Below are 23,205 nucleotides of genomic sequence, written 5' to 3' on the forward strand. Positions count from 1 at the left end.
TCCGTCTGAGCGGGTTACGAAACCGATTTCCCGGGGCGGCCGTAGTCTCAGGTATGACAGGCGACTCCGCGGGGCCGCTCGCCGATCGGGAGTGGCGGATCATCCGCGAGGAGGCCCGCGACGGGCCGATGCAGATGGCGCTCGACGAGATCGCAGCGGAGACGGCCGCGGCAGGTGGGCCGCGAACGGTTCGCGTCTACCGCTGGGAGCCGAGCACGCTCTCGCTCGGCTACGGACAGGACCCCGAGACCGTCGATTGGGACCACTGCGCCAGGGAGGGGGTCTCCGTGACCCGTCGGCAGACCGGCGGCGGCGGCATCTACCACGACGTCGACGGCGACGTCTCCTACTCGATCGTGGCCCCGAAGTCGGAACTGCCGGGCGACCTGATGGACGCCTACCACCTCCTGTGTGAACCGATCCTCGACGCGTTCGACCGCCTGGGTGTCGACGCCGACTACGTTTCGGAACCCGTTCCGGAGATCTGGAAGCCGGCGTGCTACCTCCGGGAGTTGCATCCGGCACACGACGTCGTCGCGGCGGGGCGAAAGATCAGCGGCAACGCCCAGTACCGCCGCCGCGAGTCCGTCGTCCAGCACGGCTCTCTCACCTACGCCGTGCGCGCCGCCGAACACCTCGACGTCTTCGCCGGCCACGACGTCGACCCGGAGCGGTTCCGAGAGCGCGTCGTCGGCGTCGAGGAACTCGCCGACGTGTCGCGAGCGGAGATGGTCTCGACCGTCGAGGAGGCCCTGGGCGCGTGGGCCGATGCCGACGAGGGGGGCTGGACCGACGACGAACTCGAACGGGCGCGCGAACGCGCCGCGGAGAAGTACGCGGACGACGAGTGGGTTCGGCGCCGGCCCGACGACCGCTCCTGAGGTCCCGAAAGCGTCGGGGCGACGGACTCCGAAGTCGCTTTACTCTCCCAGTGACAGCACTCCGTATGCGCGTAGGAGCACACGAGTCGATCGCCGGCGGCGTCGCGAACGCCGTCGATCGGCAGCTGGAGGACGGCGGCAACTGCGGACAGATCTTCACCCACTCCCCGCAGGTGTGGCAGAACCCCGACATCGACGAGGACGACGCCGCGGCGTTCCGCGAGCGATCGCGCGAACACGACGTCGGTCCGTGGGTGATTCACTCGTCGTACCTCGTGAACCTCTGCACGCCGAAGGATGGTCTCCGCGAGAAGTCGATCGACTCGATGCAGCGCGAGGTCGACGCCGCGGCCCTGCTCGACATCCCCTACGTGAACGTCCACCTGGGCGCACACACCGGTGCGGGCGAGTCCCAGGGGCTCGAAAACGCCGTGTCGGCGCTCGACGAACTCGACGTCCCCGACGACGTCACCGTCCTCGTCGAGTCCGACGCCGGATCCGGCACGAAGATGGGCGACGACTTCGACCACCTGGGGTACGTCCTCGACGAGAGCGAACAGGACCTCGAGGTCTGTCTCGACACGGCCCACGCCTTCGCGGCGGGCTACGATCTCTCCGGGTCGGAAGGCGTCGAGGAGACGATTGAGGAACTGGACGCGGCGGTCGGCCTCGACAACCTGGCGTGCGTCCACCTGAACGACTCGAAGCACGAGTGCGGCACCAACAAGGACGAGCACGCCCACATCGGCGAGGGCCAGATCGGCGAGGCGGGAATGCGCGCGTTCGTCAACCACCCGGACCTCCTCGAGGTGCCGCTCGTGCTGGAGACGCCGAACGAGGACGGGAAGGGGTTCGCCTGGAACATCGAGCGCGTCCGCGAACTCCGCGAGGAGTGAGGTCCCGAGCGTCGACGGGAGGCAACCGACTCGCTTTTTACCGCGCCGGCGGTACGGGGCGGCGTGCGGAAGTTTTCGCCGGAGTACCTGCGTCGAACCCGAGAGGGGATGTGGGAAGAGTCCAGAGAGGCGCTCGACCCGCTCTCGCTGTCGGACCGATCGCGGATCCTCGACGCCGGCGCGGGCACGGGCGAACTCGCCCGCGTCCTCGACGAGGAGTCGCCGGGGGACGTCGTCTGCCTCGACGCCGACGCGGATCTCCCCGCAGTCGCCCGCGGAGAGACCGGACTCGACGCGGTCGTCGGCGACGCGACCCGGCCGCCGTTCGCGGACGACTCGTTCGACCTGGTGGTCTGTCAGGCGCTGCTCGTCAACCTTCCCGATCCCGGGGCCGCCCTCCGCGCGTTCGGCCGTCTCTCGACGGAGTTGGTCGCCGCGATCGAACCCGACAACGCCGACGTCGGCGTCGACTCGACCGTGGAGCGGGAGGTCGAACTGGAGCGTCGCGTCCGCGCGGCGTACATCGAGGGCGTCGAGACGGACGTCGCGATGGGCGATCGACTGGTGTCGCTGTTCCGCGAGTCGGGGTTCGAGAGCGTTCGGACGAGGCGGTATTACCACCGGAAGGTGACCGAACCGCCGTACGGCGAAGAGGCGCTCTCGGCCGCGGCGCGGAAGGCCAGCGGGGGAGCCCTCGCGGAGCACGAGGCGGAACTGCGCCGGACGCTCTCCGCGGAGGAGTACGACGCGCTGCGGGGGGCGTGGCGCGAGATGGGAAGAGACGTGATCGACGCGATGCGCGAGGAGACGTACCGGCGGGCCGAGGTCGTCCCGTTCGACGTCGTCGTCGGTCGGGTCGGCGGCGACGGTGGGTGAGCGGAGGCGGTGGGTGAAAGAAGGCGTCGACCGAATCTGAGACGGCGAGTGGACGGAAGCTGTCCGACCCCGTCAGACGACGTCGCCGCGGACGGTGCGGCCCGACTGGGACGCACGGTACGCTGTGACCGCCTCGGCGGCCTCGGCGGCGGTGTCGTCGTCGACGCCGAGCATCGACAGCGACTCCGGGAGCGTCGGGAAGGCGAGTTCGCCGGCGCGGAGTTTCTCCAGCGCCGAGTCCGAGCGCCGGCCCTCGGCGTACAGACAGACCCCCCGCGGGTCGAGGATCTCCTCGTAGGCCTCGCGGGCGAGCGCGCCCTTCAGCCGCTGTCGGACGTTGTCCTCGAAGGAGGCGTTGCACACCTCCAGGTGGACCGGTTCGTCCTCGGGTAAGAGGTGCGCCGCGAGGCACTTCTCGGGGGCCGCGTACCCGCTCCCGTTCGTCCGGAGCAAGTGGGGGTTCGCCTCGGCCCACTCCGCGGAGACGCTCTGCCCGACGCCCTTCACGCCGTGAGTCGACTCGAAGTCGGTGTCCGTGTCGGCGTCGCTCCCGAGCAGCAGGTCCTTCGTCACGTAGACGTCGAGACGGTCGACCGGATCGAGGCCGAGGGCGACGTCGCCGTACACCCAGACCTCCCGGACCGGGACCGGAAGGAGACCGTCGTCGACGGCGTCGAGGACGGATTCGACGCGGTCGAGCGCACTCGAACGTTCCATACCCCCGCTGAGAGCGGGACGCTCGAATGTGTTTCGACAGGGCGGCCGGGGCTCCGTCGCCGGCGACGACGGCGCCGTTCCAGCGCGCCGGCGAAGCGTCGCCGTCGGCATCGGAGTGGCTGTCGATCCGCCACCGAATCGCTGTCGACGCGCCGGCGGAGCGTCGCCGTCGGAGTCGAACCGCTGTCGGCGGCCACCGCGGAACGGACGCGCGCTCGGCACGGCGGTTTCGGAGGTATTTTGAGTGAGGTGTGCATACTCACGGCCGGCACCTCGGGGGTGTCGATCGACCGGTCGCCCACGGCGACCACTCGGGGCAACGCAACCTCCGGGTGCCTTCCCCCCATCCCCCCTCTCCCTCGATCACGCGTTCCCCGTTTTTCCCACCTGCCCGAGACGAAACCCGTATCCACGAGCGTCGCCAACGCCGGGTCGATGGAGTGCGACAAGTGCGGCAGCGACGCCGTGATGCACGCCGGCTACTCCGGCGCCCACCTGTGCGAGGAGCACTTCCTCGCCTCGGTCGAGAAGCGGGTCCGGCGGCGGATCCGCCGCGACAGCCTCGTCCCGCGGGACGCCTCGCCCGACGACCCCGAGCGGTGGGTACTCGGCCTCTCCGGCGGGAAGGACAGCGTCGTGCTCGCGCAGATCCTCGACGAGACGTTCGGCCGGGACCCGCGGATCGAGATCCTCGCGCTGACGATCCACGAGGGCATCGAGGGCTACCGCGACGAGAGCGTCGAGGCCTGCGTCGAACTGTCCGAGGACCTCGACCTCCGCCACGAACTCGTCTCCTACGAGGAGGAGTTCGGCGTCCGGATGGACGACGTCGTCGAGGACGATCCCGAGGGGATGGCCCCCTGCGCGTACTGCGGCGTCTTCCGCCGCGACTTACTGGAGACCTACGCCGAGGAGTTCGATGCCGACATCCTCCTGACGGGCCACAACCTCGACGACGAGGCCCAGACCGCCCTGATGAACGTCTTCGAGGGCGACGTCGAGCAGATGGCCAAGCACTTCGACGCGAGCCTCGGGCCGTTCGACGAGCGCACCGAATCGCCGCACTTCGTCCCGCGGGCGAAGCCGCTCCGCGACATTCCGGAGAAGGAGGTGGCGCTGTACGCGCACCTGCGGGACCTCCCGGCGCACATCACCGAGTGTCCACACGCCTCGGAGGCCTTCCGCGGGGAGATCCAGGAGTTGCTGTTGAAGTTAGAGGAGGACCATCCGGGGACCCGCCACTCGATCCTCTCGGGCTACGAGGAGATGGCGTCGATGGCGGCCGACCGCTACCGCGGTGAGTCGACCGCGGAGATGCGCGAGTGCGAGCGCTGCGGCTCGAAGACGACGCGTGAGGTCTGCCGGAAGTGTCGGCTGTTGGAGTCGCTAGAGGCGGTCTGAGATCGGAGTCGTTACCGTCTGACGGTCGGATTCGTTCGCGATCGACCGCCTCGAACTGTGGGAACGACCCGCCGGTAGAGGATCGAAAGAACGGAAAACCGCACGAAACGCGAGAGACTGGAGACGCCTGCGCCGGTGGTCAGCTCGGCGCGGGTCGGTCGGTCTATCCTCGTCGGACGACGCTATCGGATGACGTCGAGGCCGTTCTGCTTCTCGCGCTGCTCGCGGCCGCCGTCGGACTGCCAGGACCCGCCGGTCGCGGTCGATCCGGTGGACTCCTGGGCGAACTCGGCGTTCTCGCTGGCATCGAACTCCGTCGTCTCGATGCTCTCTCTGGATCGGTCGGCCTGTTTCTGCGTCGACGGGCCGAGCACCTGCGCGGACTGGACGCCGGTCATAATCGCCATCACGCGGACTTTCCCCTTGTACTCGTCGCGGATGCGCGCGCCCCAGATGACGTTCGCGCGCGCCTCCAGCCGTTCGGTGATGTTGTTCGCGATGCCCTCGGCCTCCTTCAGGGTGAGGTCGGGACCGCCCGTGATGTGGACTAACCCGCCGGACGCCCCGCGGTAGTCCACGTCCAAGAGCGGGTGGTTCATCGCGTCGTTGACGACCTCCTGGGTCTTGTTCTTATCCTGGGTCTGACCGACGAGCATCACCGCGACGCCGCCCTGATCCATGATCGTGGACATGTCCGCGTAGTCCAGGTTGATCAGCGACGGTTGCGTGATGGTCTCTGAGATTCCTTTCACGGTCTCGGCGATGATCTGGTCCATCACCGAGAACGCCTTGCCGATCGGGAGGTTGGGGACGTAATCCAAGAGCCGGTTGTTGTCGAGGACGATGATCGAGTCGGCCTCGTTGCGGAGCTTTTCGAGCCCCTCCTCGGCCTTCACGGTCCGGGCGCGCTCGACGTTGAACGGGGTCGAGACCATCCCGACGACGATCGCGCCCTGCTCTTTGGCGATCTTCGAGACGACCGGGGCCGCTCCGGTCCCGGTGCCGCCGCCCATCCCGGCGGTGACGAAGACGAGGTCGGCCTCGCCGAGGACCTCCTTGATCGTCCCCTGGGCCATCTCCGTCGCCCGCTCGCCCATCGAGGGGTCGCCGCCGGCGCCGAGTCCCTGCGTCAGGGACTTGCCGACGAGGATCTTCGTGTCGGCCTCGATCATCTTGAGGTGCTGTTTGTCGGTGTTGATCGCGACCGTGTCGGCGCCGTCGACGCCGATGTTGTAGAGTCGGTTGACCGTGTTGTTGCCGGCACCGCCGCAGCCGACGATGACGATTCGGGGACTCCCGAACTCGTCGCCCTCCGGGGCCTCGGTGTTTGCGTCTCGCTCCTCCTCGTCGCGCTGCATCGCCTCTCTGACTATGTCTTGCATTGGTTACACCTTAGCCCAGTGTTTGGTCGGCGAGTCGCGTCCCTCGGCCTGCTGTTCGTTGAGCATCTCTCGAACAGCCGAGCGGATCGCCTCCGACCGGTTCGGGAACTCCCCGGTCTCGACCATCTGTTCGACCTCCTCGATCTGCTGCTTCGGAATTCGTAGTGTCACACGCTCCATTGTTGCATTCCCCCGGTAAGACGGCGCGCACATCTGTGCGAACGTCTTACACCCCCGAAAACGGACGACAGCGGATCTCTCCCCCGCGCCGCCGGGTTCTGTAAGACGACCGTCTTACGCGAGAGTTACCACAGAGCGATGCCTTATAAATGTAACGCCGACTGTAAGACAGATCGGCGCTGGTGGCGTATACGGCCGCTTCGACACCGTTTACGTCCGTTCGAGGACGTCAGCAGCCGACGTCCGACGGCCGCAGCTCGGACAGAACGCCCAGTCGGATCGGAGTTCGTCGCCGCACTCGCAGAATACCCGATGGGAGGCCTTCTCGCCGCAGTTCGGGCAGTACACGTGATCGCCCTCGACACGTTCGCCGCACTTGTCACACGTCTTTGCGCCGGCGTGTTCGTCGACGGTTCCCCCCTTTGTCTTACGTTCAGACTCGGACGATGTCGACGGCGTAGGTTCGTCGGTAGCGGACGTCTTCTCCGCGTTGACGCCGTCGAGCGAGATGTTGACGTTGAGGTCCTGTGTGCGACCGGCGGGCGCGGTCCGTCCGAGCCGCTCGTCGAGGCGATCGGCGACGAGTTCGTCGACGCGCTCTCTGATGGCCTCGTCGATGGAATCGGTGGATCGCGCCTCCGACGACGACTCCGCGTCGAGGTCGATCATCGGTTCCGCGTCGCTCGTGTCGGACAGGGTGTCGTCACGGTCCGCGCCGTCGAGGTACGTGCGCAACGCTTCGCGCATCGCCTCCGACTTGGAGGTGTCGAGCGCCTCCAACCGCTCGACGAGGTCGTCGTCGGCGCGGAACGTGATCTTGCTCATCGGTCGTATATATGCGACCGACTATTTGAATCTTCCTTCGTGTCTGACGGATGTCAGTCGGCGTGTCTGCCGTCGGGAGCGAATTCCCCTCCGGCAAATTCAAGTCGACTTTCACCGTTTCAAGCGTAGTGGCAGTAACGTTCGATCTCTTCGGGACGCTGGTCGCGGTCGACCGCCCTGCGGACCCCGCTTCCGCCGTCGGAGCGGAACTCCGAGAACGCGACATAGCGGTCCCGGACGACTGGGCGTCCGCCTACGCCGAGCGGCACGTCGACGCGCCGGCGGGCGCAGAGGTCCCCCTTCCCGCGCACGTCGCCGCGGCGCTCCGCTCCCGCGGCGTCGACGTCCCGAACAACGCGGCCCGGCGCGCCGTCGTCGCCGCCTTCGATCCCGCGGTTCGAACCCGTCGGGGCGCCGTCGACGCCGTCGCGGCCGCCGCGGAACGCGGACCCGTCGGGCTCCTCTCGAACTGCTCGGTCCCCGAACTCGTCTCGCGGACGCTGATCCGCTCGACGCTGGACCGGGCGGCGTTCGACGCCGTCGTGACGAGCGTCGGCTGCGGGTGGCGCAAGCCGCATCCGCAGTCGTTCGAGACGGCCGCGGAAGAACTCGGCGTCGACCCCGCCTCGCTCGTTCACGTCGGCGACGACGAGGGGACCGACGGGGGAATCGCGTCGCTCGGCGGGACGTTCGTCGACGTCGCCGCCTGCGGCCTCGACGACGTCGCGCTGCGGCTCCGGCGGGGCGAACCGCTCGGAGGTGCCGAATCGTGCCGGTGACCGCGACCGCCGCTGTCGTCCTCGCGGCGGGGCTGGACGCCCTCGCCGGTGAGCCCCCGGCGCGCGTGCACCCGGTCGCGCTGCTCGGTCGCCTCGTGGCGTGGATCGATCGGCGCGGTCGGGGCGCTCCGGGCTCCCGCGACCCCGACGGCCGGTGGTCGCACCCGCGGCTCGTCGGCGTCCTCACGGCGCTGTTCGTGCCGCTCGGATTCGCCGCCGTCGCCGCGGGGGTCGTCGCCGCCGGATCGACCGTGGCCGTCGAGTCGGCGGTCTCAATCGGACCCGTCACCGCTTCCTGGTTCGGGGCGGCGCTGGCCGCCACCGTCCTCGTTTCGACGACGAGCCTGCGTCTGCTGCTCGACAGCGCCCGGACGGTCGTCGCCGAGAGCGACGCCGACCTCGACGCCGCGCGTACCGACCTCCGGGCGCTGGCCGGACGCGATCCCGACTCGCTGGACGCGGCCCACGTCCGCTCGGCGGCCGTCGAGAGCCTCGCGGAGAACCTCGCGGACGGCCTCGTCGCACCGCTCCTCGCGTTCGCGGTCGCCGTCGCGGTGACCGGCGCGTTCGTTCCGGCGGCGACGTCGCCCGCACTCGTCCCGGCGGCGACGTCCCCCGCGCGGCCGTCCGTCTCGCTCCCGCTCGCCGCGGGCGCGGGGGCGGCCGCCTGGGTGAAGGCGGTCAACACGCTCGACTCGATGCTGGGCTACCGATCGAACCCGATCGGCTGGGCCTCCGCCCGCCTCGACGACGCCGTGATGTGGCTCCCGGCGCGGCTCTCGGCGCTACTTCTCGCCGTCGCCGCGGGGTCGCCCGCGGTTCCGCTCCGGCGGTCCGTCCGGGCGCTCGCCCGCCGACCGTCCTCGCCGAACTCGGGGTGGCCGATGGCGACGATGGCCGCGCTGTTGCCCGCGCGGTTGCACAAGCCGGGCGTCTACGACCTCGATCCGACCGATGCGGGGCGGTCGAGTGCCACGCCGACGGCGCCGGCATCAGACGCGCCCACCCGGTCCCGGGGTTCGAGCCCGAAGGCGACGACGCTTCCGGACGTCGCGACCGCGACGCGCGCGGTCCGGATCACTCGGCGCGCCGGCGCGCTCGCGTTCGTCGCCGCGGGGGTGATCGCGTGGTTCTGACCGCGGTCCGCGGGGCGCTCGGGTTCCTCACTCGACTGCCGGTCGGCGGCGACGCGGACGCCTGGGAGGCGTTCCGGCGGACGCCCGTCTCGATCCCGCTCGCCGGCTACGTCGTCGGCGCGCTCGCCGCCCTGCCCTTCCTCCTCCCGCTGCCGGTCCCGAGCGTCGCCGCGCTCTACCTGGTGACGGTCGTCCTCCTCACCGGCGTCACGCACGCCGACGGACTTGCCGACCTCGGGGACGCCGCGGCGGTCCACGGCGGAGTCGACGCCGCGCGCCGACGGGAGGTCCTCAAGGACTCACAGACCGGCGTCGGCGGCGCGCTGGCCGTCTCGCTCGCGCTCGTGACGCTCGGCCTCGGAACGCTGGGGCTGGCGGGGACGCTCCCGCGCGTCGCGTTCGCGCTCGCGCTCGCCGCGGAGGTCGGAGCGAAAACCGGCGTCGCGCTGCTCGTCTGTACGCGGGAGGCGATGCACGAGGGCCTCGGCGCCGCGCTGACCGAGGGAGCGACGCCGACGGGGCTACTGCCCACCGTGATCGCCGTTCTCCCGGTGTTCGCCGTCGCCTCGGCGGCAGGTGCGGGCTACGCGGGACCGCTCGGCGCGGTGCTCGCGCCGCTCGGCGTCGCCTGGCTCGTCGGCGTCTGGGCGACGGGCGCGCTCGGCGGAATCAACGGCGACGTCCTCGGCGCGGCGAACGAACTCGGCCGCGTCGTGGGCGTGCACGCGGGGGTGATCGTATGGACGCTCTGGTGATGTGCGGCGGGCGGGGAACGCGGCTTCGAGGTGGGGAGAAAACGGAACGCTTCTCGACTATCGAGAAGCCGCTCGTCGAAGTCGGCGGCGAGGCGATGTTCGACCGGGTGGTCGACGCGCTCCGCGCGAGTCGTATCGGTGGGGACGGGGCGGTCGCGGGACAGATCCACGCGGTCGTCTCGCCACACGCGCCCGAGACGGCCGAGCGGGCCCGAGAGCTGTCTCTCTCGGTCGTCGCGACGCCCGGCGACGGCTACGTCTCAGACCTCACGACCGCTCTCGATGCCATCGGCCGACCGGCGCTCACGGTGCCGGCGGACCTGCCGCTCTTGGCCTCGGAGCACGTCGACGACGCCGTCGAGCGCTCGGTCGGGGACAGCGAGGGGACCGACGCCCGCGAACCGACCTCGATCACCGTCTGCGCGCCCGTCGCGCTGAAGCGTCGCCTGGGCGCGTCCGTGGACACCGCGTTCGAGCACGACGGACGGACGGTGGCGCCGACGGGGCTGAACGTCGTCGCCGGCGACGACGACACCGTGGCGTTGACGTACGACGCCCGCCTCGCGGTCAACGTGAACCGACCTTCGGACCGAGAACTGGCAGGAGCGCTATGCGAGTGATCCTCGTCGCGGGGACGACCCGCACGGCCGAGATCGACGGGATCAGCGCCGCGGGCGCGACCCGGGACCTCCTCGTGCACACCCCGAGCGCCGACGCGGAGATCCTCGCCTACGGCGACACGGTCCGCGCGCCCGTGACCCCGGTGAGCCCGACGGGCTGTCCGACGCCCGCGGTCGTGACGCGCACCGTCCGGGAACTGCTCGGCTTCGACGTGACTGTCGTCGACGGCGGCCTCGCGCGGTCGACCGGCGCGCCGTCCGTCACGGTGGGGGCGCGACCCGGCGACGACATCCGGGAGACGGATCCGGTCCAAACCGCACCGGGCGCGTTCGTGGCCGCGCGGAAGTTCGGCCGCGCGCTGCCGGAGGACCGGATCGTCGTCGGCGAGACGATCCCCGGCGGGACGACCACGGCGATGGCGACCCTCCGCGCGCTCGGGGAGGACGTCCTCGAATCGACGTCGTCGTCACTACCGGAGAACCCGCTGGACCTGAAAGAGCGAGTCGTCGGGACGGCGTTCGAGTCGTCGGACGTCGACCCCGGCGGCGCCGCCCACGCGCCGGAGACCGCCCTGCGGTCCGTCGGCGACCCGGTGCTGGCCGTCGCCTCGGGCCTCGCCGCCGGCGCGCTCGAATCCGGTACCGACGTCGTCCTCGGCGGCGGGACCCAGATGCTCGCCGTGGCCGCGCTCGTCCGCCACGCCGGCGTCCCCGACCGCGCGACGCTCGCGACGACCTCGTACCTGGCCGCCGACGTACCCGAACTCGACGAGGCGACCGGAGCGCTGGAGTTGGACCTCGTCGTCTCCGACCCCGGCTTCGACGCCGACGCGGGGCCGCTGTCGGCGTACGCCGACGGCGTGGCGAAAGAGGGTGCGGCGATGGGCGGTGCGCTCCGGCTCGCCGACGAGGCCGGACGGCTCGACGAGGTGGTCGAGGCGACGCGCGCAGTGCTGGAGCGGGTGACCGTCGATCGCCCCGAGGAGGTGACCAGCGACGGCACCGTTGATACCGCCCGCGACGGACCTCGTGAGAACGACGGCGATGGACCCTGACGGCCTCGCGGACGTCGAGCGCGTCCCTCACGGCGGCAGCGACGACCGGGACCTGGTCGACTTCAGCGCGAACACGAACCCGGTCCGGCCCGCGGGCGTCGCGGACGTCTACGAGGCGGCGCTCGCGGACGCGACCCGCTACGCCGACGGGTTCGACGACTTCCGCGCGGCGGCCGCCGAGTACGTCGGGCGTGAATCCGACGACGTGGCCCACGGCACCGACCGCGACGATCACGGCGCCCACCACGGCACCGACGACGCGGGCTGTACCGCAGACGACGTGATCCCGACCGCCGGTGGCCTCGCGGCGCTCCGCCTCGCGTTCGGCGTCACCGTCTCGCCGGGCGACCGCGTGCTCGTCCCGGAACCGAGCTTCGGCGAGTACGCCCGGGAGATCCGCCTGCAGGGCGGCGACCCGGTGGGCGTCGCGCACGGCGAACTCCTCGATCGCGATCCCGCAGACTACGCCGCGGCGGTCGTCTGCAACCCGAACAATCCGACCGGTGAACTCCGAGAGCGGGACGCGCTCGACGCGTTCCGAACGCGGTGTCGCGCCGTCGGAACCCCGCTCGTCGTCGACGAGGCCTTCCTCGACTTCACCGACGCGCCCAGTCTGGCGGGCGAACCGGGCGCGATCGTCGTCCGCTCGCTCACCAAGATGTTCGGCCTGCCGGGAATCCGCGCGGGCTTCGCCGTCGCGGTCGGCGACCTCGGCGACCGACTCCGGACCGCGCGGCCGACGTGGGCGCTGTCCACGCCCGCGGCCGCGGTCGGAACCCACTGCCTCCGGCAGACCGACTTCGTCGAGCGCACGCGCGAGCGGGTCGCCGGCGAGCGCACCCGGATGCGCGAGGCGCTCTCGGAGCGGTACGCGGTCGCGCCCTCGGACGCCCCCTTCCTGCTCGTCGACGTCGGCGACGAGCGGGCCGACCCGGACGCGGCGGTCGAGACGGTGCTCGCCCGCGCCCGCGACGGCGGCGTCGCGGTCCGCGACGCGCGGACGTTCGAGCGCCTGGACTCGCACGTGCGCGTGGCCGTGCGCCGCCCGCACGAGAACGACCTGTTGCTCGACGCGCTGCTTGACCGATGAGCGGCGTGCCGGACCCAGGCGACGTCGGGGCCGACTCCGTGTTCGAGTCGACGGTCCGCGGGGAGGTCTGTCGGCTCTCCCGGCCGGGGACGCGGTGGCTCTCGACCGGATACGCGGGCGGAGAGTCCGTCGCCGACGCCGCCTACCTCCTCTCGGTGCCGGAGGGGTGGGCGGACGTCGACGTTTCGGGCTACGTCCGACGCCGCCTTCGAGAAGTCGGCTTCGGCGGCGATCGGTCGGACGACGACCGAAGCGGCGACGACCGGGCGGGCGGGAATCGAGGCGAGGGGCGATCCGACGATGATGGAGACGCCGCGCCGGCGCTCCTCACCGGCGTCTCGATGCGACACGCGCGCCGCGCCCGACTCGGCCCGGTCGAGGCCGTCGTCACCGCGGGCGTGAGTAATCCGGCTGCGCTGCCGATGGCAGCGGACGGGCGGAGCGACCGGAACACCGGAGGCCAGCGCGGCGACCGCAGCGACGGCGACGGCGACCGGCGGCACGCCGGTACCGTCAACGTCGTCGTCGGGACGACGCGGTCGCTCGCGCCCGGCGCGCTCGCGAACCTCGTCGCCGTCGCCGCGGAGGCGAAGGCGGCGACGCTACTCGATCGGACTGGCTTCCCGGGGACGACCTCCGACGCGGTCCTCGTCGGCTGCGATCCCGGCGGCGAGCCGGCGGCCTTCTCGGGGAGCGCCACGGAAGTCGGATCGGCGGCGCGCGCCTGCGTCCGCGACGCGCTGCTCGCCGCCCTGGAGTCGCGCTACGTGGACGAGGCGCCGCCGGGATCCGTCACGGAAGCGGAGTACGGCGTCGTGACCGACGAGCGTGCCGACGTCGAGGCCGTCGTCGACGAGTGACGGCGAACAGTCATCGACGGGTGATGGCGAACAGTCGGCACGGGAGCATCCGCGACTCACTCATACTGATTACTCTCGTCTCTTGCCGCCGAGCGCCGTAAACGGGGGTGGCGCTCGGCGGGAAAAGTGAGAGTAATCAGTGTCAGAACCCGCGTCGACGTGCCGAACGATCGCGACCCGACGCGGGACAGCTTTCAGATCACGGGGGTGGTGGTCCCGTAATCGCGTAAAAAGGTTCGTCGTGCACCGGAATCGCGCCCTGATGTGAGCCGGCGCGACGCCGTGCACACGGAATCACTTAACCGACAGCGTCGCGGAGGCTACCCCGATGACCACCGACGCGGTGCCCTCGGACCTCCCCGGCGTCGTCCTCGCGGGGACGGCGTCGGGCGTGGGCAAGACCGTCGCGACGCTCGCGGTCTGTCGCGCGCTCGAACGCGCCGGACGGACCCCCGTCGCCGCGAAGGCCGGCCCGGACTTCATCGATCCGAGCCACCACGCGGCCGTCCTCGACCGCCCGTCGCGGACGCTGGACCCGTGGCTGGCCGGCGAAACCGGCGTCAGGCGCGCCTACGCGCGGGGCGCCGACGACGGCGACGTCTGCGTCGTCGAGGGGATGATGGGGCTGTACGACGGCGACGTCAGCACCGCCGCCGTCGCCGCGGCGCTCGATCTCCCCGTGGTGCTCGTCGTCGACGCCTCCGCGGGGATGGAGAGCGTCGCGGCGACGGCGCTCGGGTTCCAGCAGTACGCCGAGCGAGCGGGCTACGACGTCGACGTCGTGGGCCTGCTCGCCGCCCGGGCACACGGCGGACGGCACGAGCGAGGCATCCGCGACGCCGTCGAGGGCCTCCGGTACGTCGGCCGGACGCCGCGGCTCGACGGACTGGAGATCCCGGACCGTCACCTCGGATTGCACTTCGGCGAGGAGTCGCCCGTCTCCGAGGAGGCGCTGGACTCGGCGGCGCGGCAGATCCGGACCGGCGTCCTCCTGGACCTCGCTCGCCGGCCGCGTCTCGACACCTCGGCCTCCCTCCGCGCGGACGACGAGACGGGCGTCCGGGTCGCCGTCGCCGCCGACGACGCGTTCCGGTTCGTCTACCCGAGCACCCGGGACCGACTCGCCGCCCGCGGATCGGTCGAGACGTTCTCGCCCGTCGCGGGCGATTCGGTCCCCGACTGCGACGTCGTCTACCTCCCCGGCGGCTATCCGGAACGACACGCGGCGGCGCTCTCGGCGTCGGCGACGACGGACGACCTCGCCGCCCGCGCGGCCGACGGCCTCCCGATCTTCGGCGAGTGCGGCGGGATGATGGCGCTCGGTGAGTCGCTGACGACGACCGAGGGCGTCGAACACGCGATGGCGGGCGTCCTCCCGATCGAAACGCGGATGACCGACGGACCGGTGGCGCTCGATCACGTCGGCGTCCGCGCCCGGGAGGACAACCTCATTGCGCCCGCGGGCGAGACGCGCCGGGGCCACGAGTTCCACTACTCCTCGGGGACGGCCGCCCCCGACGCGCGGTACGCCTTCGAGATGGTCCGCGGGGCCGGCGTCGACGGGGCCAACGACGGTCTCGTCGAGTACCGGACGCTCGGGACGTACGCGCACTTCCACGTCGGATCGGACGCGTTCGACTACCTGCTCGAAACCGTCTGAGCGGAGAGACGGAGCGGGTTGAGTGGGAGACGGAGCGGGTTGAGTGGGGAACAGAGCGGGTCGATGGGTAGACCACGCGCGAGGGGCGCAGGCGGACGTCGAAGCGCGCGGCCGACGCGGCCGTGCCGCGTCCGTCCCGGACCCATCTCGCAGGGTTTATGCCGCCGCCGGGGGTATCACGCGATACTATGGCCGAACAGAAGGCGCGACAGACCGGCAGCGCCGGTCGCTTTGGTGCGCGATACGGGCGCGTCGCCCGTCGACGCGTGAAGGAGATCGAAGAGGCAACGCGGAACGCGACGGTCGACGAGGACAGCGTCACCCGTCTCGAACCCGGCATCTGGCAGAACGACGAGACCGGCGAGGTCTTCACCGGCGGCACGTACCGCCCGCAGACCCCCGGCGGCAAGCAGGTCCGCCGTTCGATCCGCGCGGCGCTCTCCGGCGAGAGCGACGAGTGAGCGCGGTCGCGTGACCGGTCCGAACGCAACCGTCCACACACGAAAGAGCCAACACCCCCACACCCCACGTATTTATCAATGAGCTACAAGTGTTCCCGGTGCAAGCGCGACGTCGAACTGGACGAGTACGGCGGCGTCCGCTGCCCGTACTGCGGGCACCGCATCCTGCTGAAGGAGCGCGCGCCGGACGTCAAGGAAGTCCCGGTCGAATAGCCCGTTTTCGAGTCCGATGGCGAGTCGAGAGGCGGCCGCCCTCGGGGTCGCTCACACCGCGGAGATCGACTTCGAGTACGGCGAGGAGCGCCGCGCCCGGATCGTCGAAGAGAGCGTTCGCGTCGAGGTCGACGAGATCGCGGACGACCGCTCCCGAGCAACCGTCGCCCGCGACGGACGCGTCGTCAGGGTGACCGTCGAGGCGGCGGATCTGATCGCGCTCCGCGCGGGGGTGAACACCTGGACCCGTCTGCTGGAGGTCGCAGAGCGCATCACCCGAACGGGCGATCGCCTCGTGGAGGAGTGACACCCGCTGATCGGAGAATACGGGCCTTTTTCAGTCAGCATCCCGTCGCCTCGGGTATGCAGGGCAATCTGCCGCCGGAAGCACAAGAGAAACTCGAGGAACTACAGGACCTTCAGGAGACCGCACAGAAGGTGGCCGCCCAGAAGGAACAGGCCGAGTCGACGCTCACCGAGTCGAAGACGGCGCTCGACGCCCTCGATGACATCGACGAGGACACGACGATGTACCGCGAGATCGGCGAGCTGCTCGTCGAGGCCGACTACGACGAGGCGTACGACGAACTCTCCGAGAAGGTCGACAGCCTCGAGGTCCGCGTCGAACAGCTCGGAAAGCAGGAGGAGCGCGTCGAAGAGCAGTTCGAGAGCCTCCAGGAAGAGCTCCAGCAGATGCTCCAGGGCGGCGGCGCGGGCGGACCGCCGATGGGCCCCGGCGGCGCGGGCGGCGCGTAATCGCCGATGCCGACCGACGAAGAGGTCGTCCAGGTGGCCGCCGAAGCCGCTGAGGGCGTGATACTCGGCCACTACAAGCAATCGGCGCTGACCGATTTCGACGTGACCGTGACGTTCGAGGAGGGCGTCCTCGACGTCGACGTCTACGTCAACGCGCCCGACGACGCCGAGACCGACGCCGACGAGGTCGCCGACGAGGCCGCGCGGGCGGCCGGCGAGGCCGTCGACGAACTGTTCGCGGTCGAAGACGAGTAAGCCGTCGACTCCGCGGCCGAAGGCGGGGACCGATCGACCCCGCGCCGGCGACGAGGTGGCGACCGCGGCGGTCTCGCGGCGCTTTTTCCGTTCGATGAACCGAAACAGCGGCCGCTCACGCGGAGCGGATGCGTGGAGTGGGTCGGACACGCGGGTCGGATGCGTGGGGTAGATCGGATACGCGGAGCGGATTTCCGGATACGTCGAGGGGCGGCCTACGCGAAGAGGAAGATGAGGACGCTGACGGCGACGGCCGCGAGGATGATCGAGACGGCGAACGCGCCGCCCATCGCGACGACCGCGTTCGCGTGGCTGGCCAGCGTCTCCGTGCGGTCGTTGCCGAAGACCGTGACCTCCGCGCGCTCGACGGCGACGCCGGCCTCGACGGGTTCGAGGTCCGCCCGGGCCTCCGTGACGAGCTCGCAGACGAGCGTCCGGAGTTCGTCCCAGTCGATGGCCGCGCCGACCTGGTTGTCGGCCTCGACGGTGTTGACGATGTGCGTGTCGGTCGTCATCACCTCCGCCTCGTCGAGGGGACCGTCTTCTACGACCGCCTCGACGAGTTCGCCGCGGAGTCCGGGTTCCATATTGTTGCCGTCGACCAGCACGTACGCGGTCTCCTGGTCGTCGACGGCGGTGACCGCCACGCGGACGCCGAGAGGCCCGATCCCGTCCGCGGGCGTCCACGGCGTCTCGTCCCACGCGACGCCGAGTTCGAGCCCGTGACGGTCGGCCGCCGAGAGCCGCTGGCCGGAGACGCCGGCCGCGCCGATCATATCGAACGCGCGCTTGGACCCGGGCGTGACGTGGCCCAGGTCGGGGCCGCTCAGGCCGTCGTTGGAGTTGTGCGCGTCGACGAGGACGACGTCGTCGAGGCCGCTGGTGCGGGCCTCCGCCGCCGCGGAGAGGCCGACCCCGAACTCGACGTCGTCGGCGAACCCCGGTGCGTACGTCGAGACCAGGAGGGCGTCGTCGCCGAAGGCCTGCCCGAGCATCGACGCCTCGCCGGAGCGGACGCGGACGCTGCGGGTCGCGGCGTCGTCGTAGATGATCCGGTCGGCCGCGGTGCGGGCGGCGTCGAGGATCTCGTCCACCTCGCGCTCGGTCACGAGGTTGAAGTCGTGGCCGGCGGTGGCGTGCGGCGGGAAGACGAGCCCCGAGCAGTCGGTTGCGACGCGCTCGGGGAAGTTGCCGCCGCCGATCTCGCCCATCGGGCCGGGGTGGATCATCGGGAGCACGAACCGGGCCTTCTCGTCGCCGGAGCTGTCTTTTTCCCCCGCGTCCGCGTCGCTGGCGGTCGATCCGTCATCGGCCTCACCGCCGTCGGCCGCGGCGCCCGTGTCGTCGCTCCCACTGCCATCGGCCCCGTCCACTCGACGGAACGAGAGCACCGAGACCGGTACGATCGCCTCCTCGCCGAGTTGCTGGAAGAACTCCTCGAGTTCCCGCGACCCCTCGGCGACGTGGCCCACGAAGCCGCGGAGGAAGTCCAGAAGCGAGACGCCGAGACTCCGCTTCCAGGGCCTGTCGACGGCGACGATGAAGACGTAGACGGCGAGCGCGTAGATGCCGCAGGTGATCGCCAGCAGCGCGAAGTGTTCGGCGGTGATCGCCGAGAGCTCCGCGGGCGCGTCGGCCGAGCGGGCGAGATACGGCGTCAGATAGGCGTCGATGAGTGGGCCGCCGACCTCCAGAAAGCGGAGCGTGCCGCTGTAGACGAACAGCAGGACCGCGGCGGCGAGCGTCTGGAGGCTCGCGGGGATCGACGCCACGAGAATCGACGAGCGCGAGACCGCCATAATCACCAGCAGCCGGAAGGCGAAGATCGAGGCGAGACCGACGACCAAGGCGTCGTAGACGAACTGCTGTTCGAGCGAGGTGAGCACCGATACGATCGCCGCGAGCGTGACGATCGCCACCAGGATGATCTCGGAGATCAGCGCGAGCAGCGACGACCGGTTGGGCGTGAGCTTCCCCCCGACGAACCGGTCGACGCCGGTCGTCCCGAAGGCGGCGACGACGGTCGGGATGCCGATGAAGAAGATCCCCTCCCAGGCGTCGCGGCCGAGGATGAAGAGCCCGCGCCACGTCCGGACGTAGGCGCCGGAGTCGAACGCGGCGATTCCGGCGAGCGCAGCGAGCAGGAGCGCGAACGCGAGACTGGTGTACCAATTGGGAGCGCGGAAGATGAACCGGGACAGACTCGCGAGGTCGCTTTGGGTCGAGGTCATGACGGGGAGTGCTGGGATAGGACGGTTCGGAGACGCGAACGGGCTACTCGCAGATCGAGACGAAGTTGCGGAACACTTCCTCGCCGCGTTCGGTGTGGGCGACCTCGGGGTGCCACTGCACGCCGTAGAGGTCCCGGTCGGTGTCGCTCATCGCCTCGACGTCGCAGACGTCGGAGGTGGCGGTTCGGGTGAACCCCTCGGGCACCTCCTTCACCTCGTCGGCGTGGCTGGCCCACACGCGCGTCTCGGGGGCGAGCGAGCCGACGAGCGGGTCCTCGTCGTCGAGGATCTCGACGTCGACGTCGGCGTATCCGCCGTAGTCGCCGGAGCCGACCGCGCCGCCGAGTTCGGCCGCGAGGATCTGCATCCCCAGGCAGATGCCGAAGACGGGGACGTCGAGGTCGAGGTAGTCCGGGGAGTTGCCGATGCGGTCCATGTCCGGGCCGCCCGAGAGGACGATCCCGTCGGCGTCGATCTCCGCGGGCGGGGTGTCGTTGTCGAGGATGTCGACGTCGACGTCGAGGTCGCGGAGCGCGCGCCGTTCGAGATGGGTGAACTGGCCGTGGTTGTCGATGACGACGATGCGGGTCATCAGTTGGGGAGTCTTACAGCGAAGAGAGGCAAAAAGCGCCCGGTCTGGGCGCGCGTCGGTCAGTTGACGTTTCCTCGCCACCGCTCCGACGGTCCTCAGCCTGGTCGCGGTGGAACCCCGGCCTGATCGCGGCGGCTACGGCGCCGTCACGAGCCGTCGGACTCGCGACGCTCGCGGGCGGTCGAGAATCCGAACTCCGATCGCTCCTTCGCGCGACGCTCCTCGCGGGCGGCGAACGCCTCTGGGTCGGGTTCGACGTCGTCGTCGACGCGGGCGAACGAGCGGTGGATCTTCGCGTGACACCACCGACAGAGCGCGACGGTGATCTCGTGGCTCGGTTCCTCGGTGGTCCCGGAGCCGTCGGGGTCGGTACTCGCACGGTCGCCACCGCCGCTTCCGTACGACAGGTGGTGCTCTTCGAGCAGCGGCCGCGAGTCGTCGTGGGCGATCCGCACCGCTTCGAGGCCGCAGCGGACGCACTCGCGGCCGTCGGTGGTCGAGCGGTAGTGCGGGCAGTCGCGGAACTCGCTGTCCTCCTCGGCCGCGACGCAGTCGTAATCCGCAGCGCGCCGGGCGGCCGAGAACTCGGGGTCGTCGCCCGCGCGGGTGAGCGCGAACCGACAGCGCCCGTCGTCGGTGAGGTGATCGCAGACCCCGGCGTGCTCGTAGGGGTCGTCGACGCCGACCGGCGTGCCCGTTGGCGTCTCCTCCATAGGCGGAACTCGGCGGCCGCGGAGTTGAATCCGACGGTGAGTCGGGTCGGAGCGGACCGACGCCCGACGGCGACTCCGGCCGGAGCGGACCGACGTCCGACGGTGACCCCGGAAGGCCCCGGCCGGCACCGTCGGAGTCGGCGGTCGGTCGTTTTATCTCATCGGGCACAGACCGGAACCTGTGCGAGTCGAACACGACGGCGCCGCGGGAACGCGGACCCTCGCGAGCGACGTCGACGTCGCCGACACGTTTCTCTCCCGTGCGCGGGGACTGATGTTCAGGCGGTCGATCCCGGACGACTACGCGATGGTGTTCACCTTCGGCGACGCCGGCGAACGCGACCTCCACATGGTCTTCGTCCCCTTCGACCTCGACGCGCTGTGGCTCGTCGACGGGGAAGTCCGGGACAAAAAGCGGCTCCGGGCGTGGCGGGGACTCGGTGCCGCGGTCGCCGACACCGTCGTCGAACTGCCGGCCGGGGCCGCGGACGAGGTCGAAGTCGGCGACGGCGTCCGGGTCATCGAGTGACTGGCGGCCGGGAGCGCGCCGACTGACCGGCCGCCGGAAAAGTGTGATTTAAATACCTGCACGACCACAACCCGTGTGAGCACATGACTCGTGGTCGATTTATTCGGGGGTAACCCCAACAACCCCTTAGCATCCACCGTGGATTCTGACGACTCCGTACAGCTACTGGACACGACGCTGCGCGACGGCGAGCAAGCCCCGGGTGTGTCGCTGACGCCCGACGAGAAGGCCGACATCGCGCGCTCGCTGGACCGGGCGAACATCGAGTTCATCGAGGCCGGCAGCGCCTGCACCGGCGAGGGAGAGCGCGAGACCATCCGGCAGGTGACCGCGCTCGACCTCGACGCGACGGTGACGAGCTTCGCTCGGGGCGTGCAAAACGACATCGACCTCGCGCTCGACTGCGACGTCGACGGCGTGACGATCGTCGTCCCCGCCAGCGACAAGCACATCGAGCGGAAGGTCGGCACCACCCACGACGAGGTGGTCGAGAACACCGCCGACCTCGTCGAGTACGCGAAGGACCACGGCCTCTGGGTCGAGGTCATCGGCGAGGACGGCTCCCGCGCGGATCTCGACTTCCTCGAACGCCTGATGCGCGAGGCGCTCGACGCCGGCGCGGACCGCTCCTGTTTCGCCGACACCGTCGGGCACGCCACGCCGGAGACGGCCTACGAGTACGTCTCTCGACTGGCCGAACTCGGGCCGGTGTCGACGCACACCCACGACGACCTCGGCCTGGGAATGACGAACGTCTGGGCCAGCCTCGCCGCGGGCGCGGACCTCGTCCACGGCACGATCAACGGCATCGGCGAGCGCGCCGGCAACGTCGCCCTCGAAGAGGTCGCGATCGCCCTGGCGCACGGCTACGACGTCGAGACCGCCAAACTGGAGGACCTCTACGACCTCGCACAGCAGGTCTCCCACGCGACGGGCGTCCCGCTGCCGCCGAACAAGGCGGTCGTCGGCGAGAACGCCTTCACGCACGAGAGCGGCATCCACACCGACGGGACGCTCAAGGACGACACGATGTACGAGCCCTACCCGCCGGAGCTGGTGGGTCGCGAGCGGCGGCTCGTCCTCGGCAAGCACGCCGGCCGCGCCGGCGTCCGCGCCGCGCTCGACGAGCACGACGTCGACGTGAGCGAGGAGGAACTCGCCGCGATCGTCGAGCGGGTGAAGCGCCTCGGCGACCGCGACAAGCGCGTCACCGACGCCGACCTGCTGGCGATCGCCGAGGACGTCCAGGGCCGCGAACGCGACCGGTACGTCGAACTGCTCGACCTCACCGCCGCGTCGGGCGGCGGCACGCCGACCGCCTCGGTCCGCCTCCGCGTCGGCGAGCAGGAGCGCGTCGCCTCCGGCACCGGCAGCGGCCCCGTCGACGCCGCCGTCGAGGCCGTCCGGGCCGCGCTCGGCTCCGAGGCCGACGCGCAACTGGAATCGTACCACGTCGACGCGATCACCGGCGGGACCGACGCCGTCGTCACCGTCGAGGTGGAGATGTCGAAGGGCGACCGGACGGTCACCGTCGCGACCTCCGACTCGGACATCACCCGCTGCAGCGTCGACGCGATGGTCGAGGCGCTCGACCGGCTGCTCGGGAGCGCCGCCGTCGGGCCCGACGCCGAGTCCGAGGGCGCGACCATCGCCGACGACTGAGAAGGCTGCCGTCGTCGCTCGCCGGCGGTCGTTGCCGCGCTTCGGCGATCGGTACCGCCTCCTCAGCGGTCTTCGACGAGATACGTCCAGCCGCCGCGCCGTTCGATGCGGACCTCCGCATTCGTGTCGGCAGCGCGGCGCTCGGCGTACTCGGCCACCTGCGCGGTCGCGACGTCGGTGACGTCGATCCGCCGGGTCGCTCGGGTGCGGTCCGCCTTCGAGTTCGAGTTCGACGTTTCGACTGCCGTCGCGTGCATACCCCGACTGTCGCACGGAACCGGTATGTAAGCCAGCCTAGTAGAGTGAAAGTGAAAAGTGGTAGACTGCGACGGGGTCGGCGCCGAACCGGTGATCGCGAGCCAGCGCGACGAGACGCACCGCTCGGAATCGTTCTCAGGAGCGCCGAGGGTGAGATGTTGAACCACGGTCGCAGCAGAGCTGCTCCCTGATTCAAATCTCACGTAAGCGCGACAAAACTACTAACGCGTACTGCGGCGCGACGAGACGCGCCGCGCGGGTTAGTGCTCAGGAGCGCCGAGGGTGAGATTTGAACTCACGTGTCCGAATGGACAGCAGATTTCGAATCTGCCGCCTTGGCCAGGCTAGGCTACCTCGGCTACACCCACAGATGATCGGCGACGCGTTTAATCGGTTTCGATTTTGACGGACGGCGGACGGCG

The 23,205-nt window shown here is 70.5% G+C and carries 27 protein-coding genes and 1 tRNA gene; 19 read left to right on the top strand and 9 right to left on the bottom strand.

Annotated elements, in window-relative coordinates; translation table 11 throughout:
• Nucleotides 1-53 precede the first annotated feature (53 nt).
• From DV707_RS12435 to DV707_RS12445, 3 genes are all read left to right on the top strand, one after another.
• Nucleotides 54-881 carry a lipoate--protein ligase family protein gene (locus tag DV707_RS12435; protein ID WP_103991397.1) on the top strand — a complete coding sequence of 276 codons (828 nt, stop codon included), beginning with the start codon at nucleotides 54-56 and terminating at the stop codon, nucleotides 879-881.
• A 65-nt stretch (nucleotides 882-946) separates the two neighbouring features.
• Entirely contained in the window at nucleotides 947-1,777 is an 831-nt protein-coding gene (locus DV707_RS12440) for a deoxyribonuclease IV (RefSeq protein WP_103991396.1), read from the top strand.
• A 63-nt stretch (nucleotides 1,778-1,840) separates the two neighbouring features.
• On the top strand, nucleotides 1,841-2,653 hold the full coding sequence (locus DV707_RS12445; RefSeq protein WP_103991395.1) for a class I SAM-dependent methyltransferase: 813 nt from the start codon (nucleotides 1,841-1,843) through the stop codon (nucleotides 2,651-2,653).
• Between the two features lie 72 nt (nucleotides 2,654-2,725).
• On the opposite strand, the gene DV707_RS12450 is transcribed toward DV707_RS12445, so the two are convergent.
• Nucleotides 2,726-3,370, bottom strand: coding sequence for a DUF7095 family protein (locus DV707_RS12450; RefSeq protein WP_103991394.1), 645 nt, complete (start codon nucleotides 3,368-3,370; stop codon nucleotides 2,726-2,728).
• 435 nt (nucleotides 3,371-3,805) lie between these two features.
• On the opposite strand from DV707_RS12450, the gene ncsA reads away from it, so the two are divergent.
• On the top strand, nucleotides 3,806-4,771 hold the full coding sequence (gene ncsA, locus DV707_RS12455) for a tRNA 2-thiolation protein NcsA (protein ID WP_103991393.1): 966 nt from the start codon (nucleotides 3,806-3,808) through the stop codon (nucleotides 4,769-4,771).
• A gap of 182 nt (nucleotides 4,772-4,953) precedes the next feature.
• Here ncsA and ftsZ read toward each other — a convergent pair whose 3' ends face one another.
• From ftsZ to DV707_RS12470, 3 genes are all read right to left on the bottom strand, one after another.
• Nucleotides 4,954-6,153 (bottom strand): cell division protein FtsZ, encoded by a 1,200-nt coding sequence (ftsZ, locus tag DV707_RS12460; RefSeq protein WP_103991392.1) that lies wholly within the window; start codon nucleotides 6,151-6,153, stop codon nucleotides 4,954-4,956.
• Between the two features lie 3 nt (nucleotides 6,154-6,156).
• Nucleotides 6,157-6,333 carry a ribbon-helix-helix domain-containing protein gene (locus DV707_RS12465; RefSeq protein WP_103991391.1) on the bottom strand — a complete coding sequence of 59 codons (177 nt, stop codon included), beginning with the start codon at nucleotides 6,331-6,333 and terminating at the stop codon, nucleotides 6,157-6,159.
• A 210-nt stretch (nucleotides 6,334-6,543) separates the two neighbouring features.
• Nucleotides 6,544-7,158, bottom strand: coding sequence for a double zinc ribbon domain-containing protein (locus tag DV707_RS12470; RefSeq protein WP_103991390.1), 615 nt, complete (start codon nucleotides 7,156-7,158; stop codon nucleotides 6,544-6,546).
• Nucleotides 7,159-7,286: 128 nt separating this feature from the next.
• Here DV707_RS12470 and DV707_RS12475 point away from each other — a divergent pair, with 128 nt between their 5' ends.
• The 13 genes from DV707_RS12475 to DV707_RS12535 all read left to right on the top strand — a co-directional run bounded on the left by DV707_RS12475 (nucleotide 7,287) and on the right by DV707_RS12535 (nucleotide 16,798).
• The gene (locus DV707_RS12475; RefSeq protein ID WP_103991389.1) at nucleotides 7,287-7,937 is read left to right on the top strand and encodes an HAD family hydrolase; all 651 of its coding nucleotides are present in this window, start codon (nucleotides 7,287-7,289) and stop codon (nucleotides 7,935-7,937) included.
• Nucleotides 7,928-9,073 (top strand): CobD/CbiB family cobalamin biosynthesis protein, encoded by a 1,146-nt coding sequence (locus DV707_RS12480; RefSeq protein WP_103991388.1) that lies wholly within the window; start codon nucleotides 7,928-7,930, stop codon nucleotides 9,071-9,073. The genes DV707_RS12475 and DV707_RS12480 overlap by 10 nt, the downstream gene beginning before the upstream one ends.
• Nucleotides 9,064-9,828 carry an adenosylcobinamide-GDP ribazoletransferase gene (cobS, locus tag DV707_RS12485; RefSeq protein WP_103991387.1) on the top strand — a complete coding sequence of 255 codons (765 nt, stop codon included), beginning with the start codon at nucleotides 9,064-9,066 and terminating at the stop codon, nucleotides 9,826-9,828. The genes DV707_RS12480 and cobS overlap by 10 nt, the downstream gene beginning before the upstream one ends.
• Nucleotides 9,828-10,448 carry an NTP transferase domain-containing protein gene (locus tag DV707_RS12490; RefSeq protein ID WP_103991386.1) on the top strand — a complete coding sequence of 207 codons (621 nt, stop codon included), beginning with the start codon at nucleotides 9,828-9,830 and terminating at the stop codon, nucleotides 10,446-10,448. The genes cobS and DV707_RS12490 overlap by 1 nt, the downstream gene beginning before the upstream one ends.
• Entirely contained in the window at nucleotides 10,439-11,503 is a 1,065-nt protein-coding gene (locus DV707_RS12495; RefSeq protein WP_103991385.1) for a nicotinate-nucleotide--dimethylbenzimidazole phosphoribosyltransferase, read from the top strand. The genes DV707_RS12490 and DV707_RS12495 overlap by 10 nt, the downstream gene beginning before the upstream one ends.
• On the top strand, nucleotides 11,493-12,593 hold the full coding sequence (locus tag DV707_RS12500; RefSeq protein ID WP_103991384.1) for an aminotransferase class I/II-fold pyridoxal phosphate-dependent enzyme: 1,101 nt from the start codon (nucleotides 11,493-11,495) through the stop codon (nucleotides 12,591-12,593). The genes DV707_RS12495 and DV707_RS12500 overlap by 11 nt, the downstream gene beginning before the upstream one ends.
• A gap of 38 nt (nucleotides 12,594-12,631) precedes the next feature.
• Nucleotides 12,632-13,453, top strand: coding sequence for an adenosylcobinamide amidohydrolase (locus tag DV707_RS12505; RefSeq protein WP_200820889.1), 822 nt, complete (start codon nucleotides 12,632-12,634; stop codon nucleotides 13,451-13,453).
• A gap of 328 nt (nucleotides 13,454-13,781) precedes the next feature.
• Nucleotides 13,782-15,113 (top strand): cobyrinate a,c-diamide synthase, encoded by a 1,332-nt coding sequence (locus DV707_RS12510; protein WP_103991382.1) that lies wholly within the window; start codon nucleotides 13,782-13,784, stop codon nucleotides 15,111-15,113.
• A gap of 188 nt (nucleotides 15,114-15,301) precedes the next feature.
• A complete protein-coding gene (locus DV707_RS12515) occupies nucleotides 15,302-15,574 on the top strand; it encodes an eL43 family ribosomal protein (RefSeq protein ID WP_103991381.1) in 273 nt (90 codons plus the stop codon).
• Between the two features lie 78 nt (nucleotides 15,575-15,652).
• Complete coding sequence (locus DV707_RS12520; RefSeq protein WP_049986784.1) at nucleotides 15,653-15,787, top strand: DNA-directed RNA polymerase subunit P; 135 nt, start codon at nucleotides 15,653-15,655, stop codon at nucleotides 15,785-15,787.
• A gap of 16 nt (nucleotides 15,788-15,803) precedes the next feature.
• The gene (locus DV707_RS12525; RefSeq protein ID WP_103991380.1) at nucleotides 15,804-16,094 is read left to right on the top strand and encodes a KEOPS complex subunit Pcc1; all 291 of its coding nucleotides are present in this window, start codon (nucleotides 15,804-15,806) and stop codon (nucleotides 16,092-16,094) included.
• 56 nt (nucleotides 16,095-16,150) lie between these two features.
• Entirely contained in the window at nucleotides 16,151-16,543 is a 393-nt protein-coding gene (locus DV707_RS12530; protein WP_103991379.1) for a prefoldin subunit beta, read from the top strand.
• A gap of 6 nt (nucleotides 16,544-16,549) precedes the next feature.
• Complete coding sequence (locus DV707_RS12535; RefSeq protein ID WP_103991378.1) at nucleotides 16,550-16,798, top strand: DUF3194 domain-containing protein; 249 nt, start codon at nucleotides 16,550-16,552, stop codon at nucleotides 16,796-16,798.
• Nucleotides 16,799-17,013: 215 nt separating this feature from the next.
• On the opposite strand, the gene DV707_RS12540 is transcribed toward DV707_RS12535, so the two are convergent.
• The 3 genes from DV707_RS12540 to DV707_RS12550 all read right to left on the bottom strand — a co-directional run bounded on the left by DV707_RS12540 (nucleotide 17,014) and on the right by DV707_RS12550 (nucleotide 20,334).
• Complete coding sequence (locus tag DV707_RS12540) at nucleotides 17,014-19,029, bottom strand: DUF2070 family protein (protein ID WP_103991377.1); 2,016 nt, start codon at nucleotides 19,027-19,029, stop codon at nucleotides 17,014-17,016.
• A gap of 43 nt (nucleotides 19,030-19,072) precedes the next feature.
• Nucleotides 19,073-19,621 (bottom strand): GMP synthase subunit A, encoded by a 549-nt coding sequence (locus DV707_RS12545; RefSeq protein WP_103991376.1) that lies wholly within the window; start codon nucleotides 19,619-19,621, stop codon nucleotides 19,073-19,075.
• A 146-nt stretch (nucleotides 19,622-19,767) separates the two neighbouring features.
• Nucleotides 19,768-20,334, bottom strand: coding sequence for a DUF7097 family protein (locus DV707_RS12550; RefSeq protein WP_103991375.1), 567 nt, complete (start codon nucleotides 20,332-20,334; stop codon nucleotides 19,768-19,770).
• A 181-nt stretch (nucleotides 20,335-20,515) separates the two neighbouring features.
• Between DV707_RS12550 and DV707_RS12555 the strand changes: the two genes are divergently transcribed.
• Nucleotides 20,516-20,863, top strand: coding sequence for a DUF192 domain-containing protein (locus DV707_RS12555; RefSeq protein WP_103991374.1), 348 nt, complete (start codon nucleotides 20,516-20,518; stop codon nucleotides 20,861-20,863).
• A gap of 90 nt (nucleotides 20,864-20,953) precedes the next feature.
• Nucleotides 20,954-22,525 carry a (R)-citramalate synthase gene (locus DV707_RS12560; RefSeq protein ID WP_103991373.1) on the top strand — a complete coding sequence of 524 codons (1,572 nt, stop codon included), beginning with the start codon at nucleotides 20,954-20,956 and terminating at the stop codon, nucleotides 22,523-22,525.
• Between the two features lie 62 nt (nucleotides 22,526-22,587).
• On the opposite strand, the gene DV707_RS12565 is transcribed toward DV707_RS12560, so the two are convergent.
• Complete coding sequence (locus DV707_RS12565; RefSeq protein WP_103991372.1) at nucleotides 22,588-22,782, bottom strand: hypothetical protein; 195 nt, start codon at nucleotides 22,780-22,782, stop codon at nucleotides 22,588-22,590.
• A gap of 275 nt (nucleotides 22,783-23,057) precedes the next feature.
• Nucleotides 23,058-23,142: transfer RNA gene (locus tag DV707_RS12570), tRNA-Ser, on the bottom strand.
• Between the last annotated feature and the right edge of the window lie 63 nt (nucleotides 23,143-23,205).

Origin of the sequence: Halobellus limi, assembly GCF_004799685.1 — an archaeon.
GTDB classification, from domain to species: Archaea; Halobacteriota; Halobacteria; order Halobacteriales; family Haloferacaceae; genus Haloquadratum; species Haloquadratum limi.

What these genes read in the sequence shown, in the direction of transcription:
- DV707_RS12435 (WP_103991397.1), top strand. Translation starts at nt 54, where the DNA reads ATGACAGGCGACTCCGCGGGGCCGCTCGCCGATCGGGAGTGGCGGATC.
- DV707_RS12440 (WP_103991396.1), top strand. Translation starts at nt 947, where the DNA reads ATGCGCGTAGGAGCACACGAGTCGATCGCCGGCGGCGTCGCGAACGCC.
- DV707_RS12450 (WP_103991394.1), bottom strand. Translation starts at nt 3,370, where the DNA reads ATGGAACGTTCGAGTGCGCTCGACCGCGTCGAATCCGTCCTCGACGCC.
- ncsA (WP_103991393.1), top strand. Translation starts at nt 3,806, where the DNA reads ATGGAGTGCGACAAGTGCGGCAGCGACGCCGTGATGCACGCCGGCTAC.
- ftsZ (WP_103991392.1), bottom strand. Translation starts at nt 6,153, where the DNA reads ATGCAAGACATAGTCAGAGAGGCGATGCAGCGCGACGAGGAGGAGCGA.
- DV707_RS12465 (WP_103991391.1), bottom strand. Translation starts at nt 6,333, where the DNA reads ATGGAGCGTGTGACACTACGAATTCCGAAGCAGCAGATCGAGGAGGTC.
- DV707_RS12470 (WP_103991390.1), bottom strand. Translation starts at nt 7,158, where the DNA reads ATGAGCAAGATCACGTTCCGCGCCGACGACGACCTCGTCGAGCGGTTG.
- DV707_RS12490 (WP_103991386.1), top strand. Translation starts at nt 9,828, where the DNA reads ATGTGCGGCGGGCGGGGAACGCGGCTTCGAGGTGGGGAGAAAACGGAA.
- DV707_RS12495 (WP_103991385.1), top strand. Translation starts at nt 10,439, where the DNA reads ATGCGAGTGATCCTCGTCGCGGGGACGACCCGCACGGCCGAGATCGAC.
- DV707_RS12500 (WP_103991384.1), top strand. Translation starts at nt 11,493, where the DNA reads ATGGACCCTGACGGCCTCGCGGACGTCGAGCGCGTCCCTCACGGCGGC.
- DV707_RS12510 (WP_103991382.1), top strand. Translation starts at nt 13,782, where the DNA reads ATGACCACCGACGCGGTGCCCTCGGACCTCCCCGGCGTCGTCCTCGCG.
- DV707_RS12515 (WP_103991381.1), top strand. Translation starts at nt 15,302, where the DNA reads ATGGCCGAACAGAAGGCGCGACAGACCGGCAGCGCCGGTCGCTTTGGT.
- DV707_RS12520 (WP_049986784.1), top strand. Translation starts at nt 15,653, where the DNA reads ATGAGCTACAAGTGTTCCCGGTGCAAGCGCGACGTCGAACTGGACGAG.
- DV707_RS12525 (WP_103991380.1), top strand. Translation starts at nt 15,804, where the DNA reads ATGGCGAGTCGAGAGGCGGCCGCCCTCGGGGTCGCTCACACCGCGGAG.
- DV707_RS12530 (WP_103991379.1), top strand. Translation starts at nt 16,151, where the DNA reads ATGCAGGGCAATCTGCCGCCGGAAGCACAAGAGAAACTCGAGGAACTA.
- DV707_RS12535 (WP_103991378.1), top strand. Translation starts at nt 16,550, where the DNA reads ATGCCGACCGACGAAGAGGTCGTCCAGGTGGCCGCCGAAGCCGCTGAG.
- DV707_RS12540 (WP_103991377.1), bottom strand. Translation starts at nt 19,029, where the DNA reads ATGACCTCGACCCAAAGCGACCTCGCGAGTCTGTCCCGGTTCATCTTC.
- DV707_RS12545 (WP_103991376.1), bottom strand. Translation starts at nt 19,621, where the DNA reads ATGACCCGCATCGTCGTCATCGACAACCACGGCCAGTTCACCCATCTC.
- DV707_RS12550 (WP_103991375.1), bottom strand. Translation starts at nt 20,334, where the DNA reads ATGGAGGAGACGCCAACGGGCACGCCGGTCGGCGTCGACGACCCCTAC.
- DV707_RS12565 (WP_103991372.1), bottom strand. Translation starts at nt 22,782, where the DNA reads ATGCACGCGACGGCAGTCGAAACGTCGAACTCGAACTCGAAGGCGGAC.